This is a genomic window from Ferroglobus sp. (genome assembly GCF_015521575.1).
Lineage (GTDB): Archaea > Halobacteriota > Archaeoglobi > Archaeoglobales > Archaeoglobaceae > Ferroglobus.
The window spans coordinates 1-4,839 of the sequence record NZ_WANY01000149.1 but is presented as its reverse complement, the minus strand read 5'-3'; the positions used below and the strand labels follow the sequence as shown (position 1 = coordinate 4,839).

The window sequence follows — 4,839 nt, the reverse complement described above, 5'->3', positions numbered from 1 at the left end:
TCTGCAGAGGTAAATTCCATACTTTCTAACGATTCCGGCTTTTCTTCCACATCTCCTGCAGGGATTTGCTGCTCTTCCGAACTTTTTCTTTCTCTCTTTAGCCATATCACTCCACCTCCACTCCGAGGGATTTGAGAAATTCTATAGTGTCTTCTTTAGTCACCCTATGCTTTCTACCAACCTTTGATCTGCATCTCCTCCTCTCCTCTACTCTATATCCTCTCCTCTTCAGCACGCAGCTAACCTGAAGACCGAAAATACCCATATCGGGATCGTATTCAACGCCGGGGATGTCTATATGCTCCTGAATTCCGAAGGAGAACTCACCCTCCCCTATCTGCCTTGAGCTTAACCTGTTCTCCTTAACAACCAATGCCTTTTTGAGAAATTCCAGCGCCTTCTCTCCCCTCAGCGTAACTTTCGCTCCTATCGGCTCGCCCTTTCTAATTCCGAAGTTCTTTATCGTCTTTTTAGCGTAAGTTGATGTTGGCTTTTGTCCGGTAAGCTCTTCAAGCAGCTTTAAAGCTTTCTTTTGCCTCTCTCCGCTCTCTCCAACCCCGATGTTGATCACGACTTTGTCGATGAGCACTTCTCTCATTGGGTTCACTCATCACACCCCCAGCTGAATAACCGGCTTCGTCTCACCCTTCTTCCCTATCACGAAGACGTAATCTTCAATTGTCGTGAACTCGTTACCTTCCACTTCTATCGTCACGAGATTTGGAGAGGAGCTTCTGACGATTTTGTACTCCTTCAGAATTCCAATTTCTCCAGCGTGAGTGCCACCGGTGATCATAACTAACGCTCCTTCCTCGAATTTTAGGTGATCGACTATTTCCTTTTCCGGAATCTTCATGAGGATGCTGTCTTTCGTCTTGTATTCGTTGCTTGCTAAAATGTTGGTTCCGTCGAAAAGGTTGAGCTGAATTCTTCCTCCCTTAACCATCGTTTTGCCGGTAATTTTGTAGAGCTTCAAATCGGGATCAGTAATCTCGATTGGAATGTATCTACCCTTTTCATCGAAAACTATTCTGTAGTTGAGATCGAGCTTCGGAACGCTAACAACGTCGAACAATCCAACTGGAAACTTGTAGTCCTTTCTTGGAACACCGTCAACGAGAATCTCACCGGCGGCGATAATTCTTCTTGCCTCTCTTGCCGTATCCGCAAGCTGCAAGTAGTCTCTAACTATAACGAGGAGAGGAACTGCCTCTTTGTTATGCGGTCCCGGAGAGGGTTTAACTATCCACTTGCTGACTTTTCTTGGGACTTTTATCGTCTTGGGAGCGGAAAGTCTCTTTTGGTGCATGAGCATCACCTCTCAAGTATTTTCTTTCTAACTTCATCTACTTCTCCAAGCTCGACTATCATGACGTTTGACGGATGAATCGGGACGAGAACTTCAGTTCCGTCAGCTTTTTTATTCGTCACGCCTTCAACGTAAATCCTAACCCTTTTCATGTCCACTTCGACAACTTTTCCTGTGTGCCCTTTGAAATCTCCTCTCAAAATTTTGACCTTGTCCCCCTTTCTAACTCTTATTGCTCTCTTTCCGTACTTCTCTCTAAGTTCTTTCGAAAGGGTGGCGTGAAGAAGCCTGTGCTTCTCGTGAAGCTTCGCTAACTTGAAAAGCCATCTTCTCTGCTTTCTTGGCTGCTTAGACTTCGGAACTGGCATATAAACACCTCACACGATTATGGAAGCTATAGTACCAATCTTCGGGAACCTTTCAGCAGCCTCTCTTGCCACAGGTCCTCTAATTTCGCTCCCCTTCGGGTTTCCGTCAGCATCTGTAATCACGGCGGCGTTATCTTCAAACTTAACTCTCGTGCCGTCGGGTCTTCTATACTCCTTCCTCTGCCTTACTATCACAGCGTAGTGAACCTGTTTTCTTATATCCGGCGTCCCCTTCTTTACGCTAACGACAACGATATCTCCTACTCCCGCAGCGGGATACCTTCTCCTTACTCCCTTGTAGCCTTTCACGGCTATTATCTCAAGCTCCCTCGCTCCGGTGTTGTCAGCACAGATCAGTCTTGCACCGGTGGGCAAAGCTCTTGGCACTACAGCCTTCTTCGCCTTCATCTCTTCACCTCCACTATAACGAAGCTCTTAGTCTTGCTGATCGGTCTGCATTCAGCTATCGTTACGATGTCTCCCGGCTTGGCGTCTATGCATGGCGGATTGTGAGCGTGAAGCTTGCTCCTCTTCTTCATATACCTCTCGTACTTGGGCACGTATTTTATCAGCTCCCTTTCGATTACTGCCGTCTTCATGTAACTCTTCACGACCCTTCCGGTAAGTATCTGACCTCTCACCGATAGATTACCGTGAAACGGACAGTTTTTATCGTCGCATTCCTTCTCCGGAGCTTTAACGTTCAAACCTATATCCCTCACCATACTACCTTCCTCCTTTTTAGCATGATTATTCCTCTCATTATCCTCTCTTCGGGTCTGAAATTGATCAGATCACCTTTCACCTTATAAACCTTATCCGCATAAACCTTGAACCACCTTCCTTTCTTGATTATCGTTTTAATTCCTTTTTCCGTTCTGATTTTCAAAGTGTTCATCGTCTCGTCAACAACTTCCCCTTTAATTCCCACTTCGCACGGATTCGGACTTTCAATCACTTCCACTTTCATCCCTATCCAATCCCTCGCCAACACTTCTACACCCTGTAACCTTCTTCTCTTAACGCCAGCTTTAGCCTTGCTATGTCCTTTTTTACAGCCCTTATCTGCATTGGGTTCTCCAGAGATCCTCCGCTCCTCACCAGTGTTCTTAATCTTATCAGCTCCCTCTCCAGCTCCTCCAATTTTTTTAGTTTCTCTTCTCTACTCATTTGTCTGATCTCCTCCATCCTCACTGCCCTCACCTCCAGCCTCTGTCTTTGTCTCCTCTTTCAGCTGCTCTACCGGCACATCTTTGACGACGAATTCATCCGGCAGTTCTGCATCGGGCGGAATAATCCTAACTCTCACCCCGTAGACACCAAGCTTCTTTATCGCTATGTCGAACCCCTCCCTCACGCAGGTTATCGCCGGATCGCCTGTGTGGATTATCGTTCCGGCGACGAACTTTTCTGTCCTCGCCCTCTCGCTCGTTAGCTTCCCGCTTATCTCTATTTCGCAACCTTTAGCTCCGGCTTCCATTATTCTGTAGAGGAATCTGTATCCTGCCTTTCTGAAGTACCAACCTCTTTCTAAGGCTCTTGCTAAGAGAGAAGCCATTAGCTGGGCGTTAAATTCCGGCTTTTCTATTTCATCAACGCTTATCTGCGGATTGTCCAAGCCGAACTCCTTTAACTTTTCAGTTAACGCTTTTATCCTTCTTCCACCCCTTCCAATCACGAGTCCCGGTCTTTCGACGAAGAGTGTGACTTGCGTTCCGAGAGGAGTTCTGACTATATCCAATCCACCAAATCCAGCGTTTCTAACCTCTTCCACTATCCACTCCTTAACCATGAGCTTTTTCACTTTATCCTCTATGAACTTCCTCTCTACCGCCATCACCTCACCTCTGCCACGAACTCTACTGTGGTGAGAACTTTAAACCAAGGTGTGGCTCTTCCAAAAGCTCTTGGCGTGTACTTCTTCAGAACCCTTCCCTTTTTAGCCTGAGCGTGAGTTATCACGAGTTTATCGACATCAAGCCCCTTGTATTCTGCGTTAGCCTTCAAATTCTTCAGAACTTTTAGTATATGCTTCGCAGCCTTAACCGGATACCTTCCGGCATACCACTTCTGCAAACCTCTCCTGTGAGCTACTTTTTTCTTGTACTTCCTGAAAGGAACAGCTCTCTTCATCTCTATGACTTCTTCAAGGTATTTTATAGCCTCGTCTATCTTCTTCCCCTTCAACTCTCTGCAAATCTCAACAGCATGCTTAAAGCTGATGTCCATCTCGTAACCCATTGCTTTAGCGGAATTCAGCTCATCCTTCGGCTCGTAAGCGTATTTTACCCTCGCCATAAGTCATCACTTCAGCGGCACGTATTTACTGCTTCTCGTAGCTCCAACTCCTGGCCCAGAGTGCTTCTCGAACTTTCTCGTCTGAGCAAACTCTCCAAGTCTATGACCGATCATCTCCGGTTTTATCTCGACTCTAACGAACTCCTTACCGTTGTGCACGTAAACGACTTTTCCAACCATCTCTGGAAGAATTACCATGTCCCTGCAGTGGGTTCTCGCCTCACCCTTCTTCCTCAACTTTTTCAGGAGCTTTTCCTCCTGCTCGGTCAAACCTCTTTTAAGCTTTCTTCTCTCCCTCGCTGGAAGCAACTCGGCTATTTGCTCTAAAGTCATTTTTTGGAGTTCTTCAAGAGTGTAACCGCGATACCTGAATTCTCTTGGTCTGGTAATCTTACTCTTTAACGCCATTACTTCCTCACCCCCGTTCTTCTTGCAGCTATACTACCAACCTTCCTACCCGGAGGAGCGTTCCTACTAACAGTCTTCGGCCTACCAACATGCTGGTGCTTTCCACCTCCAAAGGGGTGGTCGACAGCGTTCATCGCCACTCCTCTAACACGAGGCCATTTAGCGGCTTTACTCTTCATCTTGTGGTACTTCTTTCCGGCTTTAACGAAAGGTTTATCAGTTCTTCCTCCTCCGGCTACGACTCCAATCATCGCCCTACATTTGGGATCGAGCCACTTCATCTTTCCGCTCGGCAACTGAACGAGAACTCTATCCTCCTCGTGGGCAACAACAAATCCGAAAGTACCGCTTGCTCTCGCAAATCTTCCTCCGTCGAAAGGCACGTTCTCTATATTGCAGATGGGGACACCTTCGGGAATGTTCTTAAGGTACGTTATATTTCCGGGCTTAATCTCC

Annotated in this window: 12 protein-coding genes; all 12 read right to left on the bottom strand. The window is 46.7% G+C overall.

The window, feature by feature from the left end; all coding sequences use genetic code 11:
- On the bottom strand, positions 1 to 105 hold a 105-nt coding region (gene rps14P, locus F7C14_RS06145; protein ID WP_290900934.1), incomplete at its 3' end, for a 30S ribosomal protein S14.
- 1 nt (position 106) lies between these two features.
- Positions 107 to 598 carry a 50S ribosomal protein L5 gene (locus tag F7C14_RS06140; protein ID WP_290900931.1) on the bottom strand — a complete coding sequence of 164 codons (492 nt, stop codon included), beginning with the start codon at positions 596 to 598 and terminating at the stop codon, positions 107 to 109.
- A 12-nt stretch (positions 599 to 610) separates the two neighbouring features.
- Positions 611 to 1,309, bottom strand: coding sequence for a 30S ribosomal protein S4e (locus F7C14_RS06135; RefSeq protein ID WP_290900928.1), 699 nt, complete (start codon positions 1,307 to 1,309; stop codon positions 611 to 613).
- A 5-nt stretch (positions 1,310 to 1,314) separates the two neighbouring features.
- Positions 1,315 to 1,677, bottom strand: coding sequence for a 50S ribosomal protein L24 (gene rplX, locus F7C14_RS06130; RefSeq protein WP_290900925.1), 363 nt, complete (start codon positions 1,675 to 1,677; stop codon positions 1,315 to 1,317).
- Between the two features lie 9 nt (positions 1,678 to 1,686).
- Positions 1,687 to 2,085 carry a 50S ribosomal protein L14 gene (locus F7C14_RS06125; protein WP_290900923.1) on the bottom strand — a complete coding sequence of 133 codons (399 nt, stop codon included), beginning with the start codon at positions 2,083 to 2,085 and terminating at the stop codon, positions 1,687 to 1,689.
- On the bottom strand, positions 2,082 to 2,402 hold the full coding sequence (locus tag F7C14_RS06120; RefSeq protein WP_012965647.1) for a 30S ribosomal protein S17: 321 nt from the start codon (positions 2,400 to 2,402) through the stop codon (positions 2,082 to 2,084). The genes F7C14_RS06125 and F7C14_RS06120 overlap by 4 nt, the downstream gene beginning before the upstream one ends.
- Positions 2,396 to 2,671, bottom strand: a complete 276-nt coding sequence (locus tag F7C14_RS06115; RefSeq protein WP_290900920.1) for a ribonuclease P protein subunit — start codon at positions 2,669 to 2,671, stop codon at positions 2,396 to 2,398. The genes F7C14_RS06120 and F7C14_RS06115 overlap by 7 nt, the downstream gene beginning before the upstream one ends.
- Positions 2,672 to 2,673: 2 nt before the next feature.
- Positions 2,674 to 2,865 (bottom strand): 50S ribosomal protein L29, encoded by a 192-nt coding sequence (gene rpmC, locus F7C14_RS06110; protein WP_012965645.1) that lies wholly within the window; start codon positions 2,863 to 2,865, stop codon positions 2,674 to 2,676.
- Positions 2,840 to 3,514 (bottom strand): 30S ribosomal protein S3, encoded by a 675-nt coding sequence (locus F7C14_RS06105; RefSeq protein ID WP_290900918.1) that lies wholly within the window; start codon positions 3,512 to 3,514, stop codon positions 2,840 to 2,842. Before F7C14_RS06105 ends, rpmC begins: the two co-directional genes overlap by 26 nt.
- Entirely contained in the window at positions 3,514 to 3,975 is a 462-nt protein-coding gene (gene rplV, locus F7C14_RS06100) for a 50S ribosomal protein L22 (RefSeq protein ID WP_290900916.1), read from the bottom strand. The genes F7C14_RS06105 and rplV overlap by 1 nt, the downstream gene beginning before the upstream one ends.
- Before the next feature lie 6 nt (positions 3,976 to 3,981).
- Positions 3,982 to 4,365 carry a 30S ribosomal protein S19 gene (gene rpsS, locus F7C14_RS06095; protein WP_367114344.1) on the bottom strand — a complete coding sequence of 128 codons (384 nt, stop codon included), beginning with the start codon at positions 4,363 to 4,365 and terminating at the stop codon, positions 3,982 to 3,984.
- 17 nt (positions 4,366 to 4,382) lie between these two features.
- A partial coding sequence (locus tag F7C14_RS06090) for a 50S ribosomal protein L2 (RefSeq protein WP_290900912.1) occupies positions 4,383 to 4,839 on the bottom strand: 457 nt, incomplete at its 5' end.

Bases quoted from the DNA above. Each gene is read 5' to 3' on its own strand.
- F7C14_RS06140 (WP_290900931.1), bottom strand. From the start codon at position 598: ATGAGAGAAGTGCTCATCGACAAAGTCGTGATCAACATCGGGGTTGGA.
- F7C14_RS06135 (WP_290900928.1), bottom strand. From the start codon at position 1,309: ATGCACCAAAAGAGACTTTCCGCTCCCAAGACGATAAAAGTCCCAAGA.
- rplX (WP_290900925.1), bottom strand. From the start codon at position 1,677: ATGCCAGTTCCGAAGTCTAAGCAGCCAAGAAAGCAGAGAAGATGGCTT.
- F7C14_RS06125 (WP_290900923.1), bottom strand. From the start codon at position 2,085: ATGAAGGCGAAGAAGGCTGTAGTGCCAAGAGCTTTGCCCACCGGTGCA.
- F7C14_RS06120 (WP_012965647.1), bottom strand. From the start codon at position 2,402: ATGGTGAGGGATATAGGTTTGAACGTTAAAGCTCCGGAGAAGGAATGC.
- rpmC (WP_012965645.1), bottom strand. From the start codon at position 2,865: ATGGAGGAGATCAGACAAATGAGTAGAGAAGAGAAACTAAAAAAATTG.
- F7C14_RS06105 (WP_290900918.1), bottom strand. From the start codon at position 3,514: ATGGCGGTAGAGAGGAAGTTCATAGAGGATAAAGTGAAAAAGCTCATG.
- rplV (WP_290900916.1), bottom strand. From the start codon at position 3,975: ATGGCGAGGGTAAAATACGCTTACGAGCCGAAGGATGAGCTGAATTCC.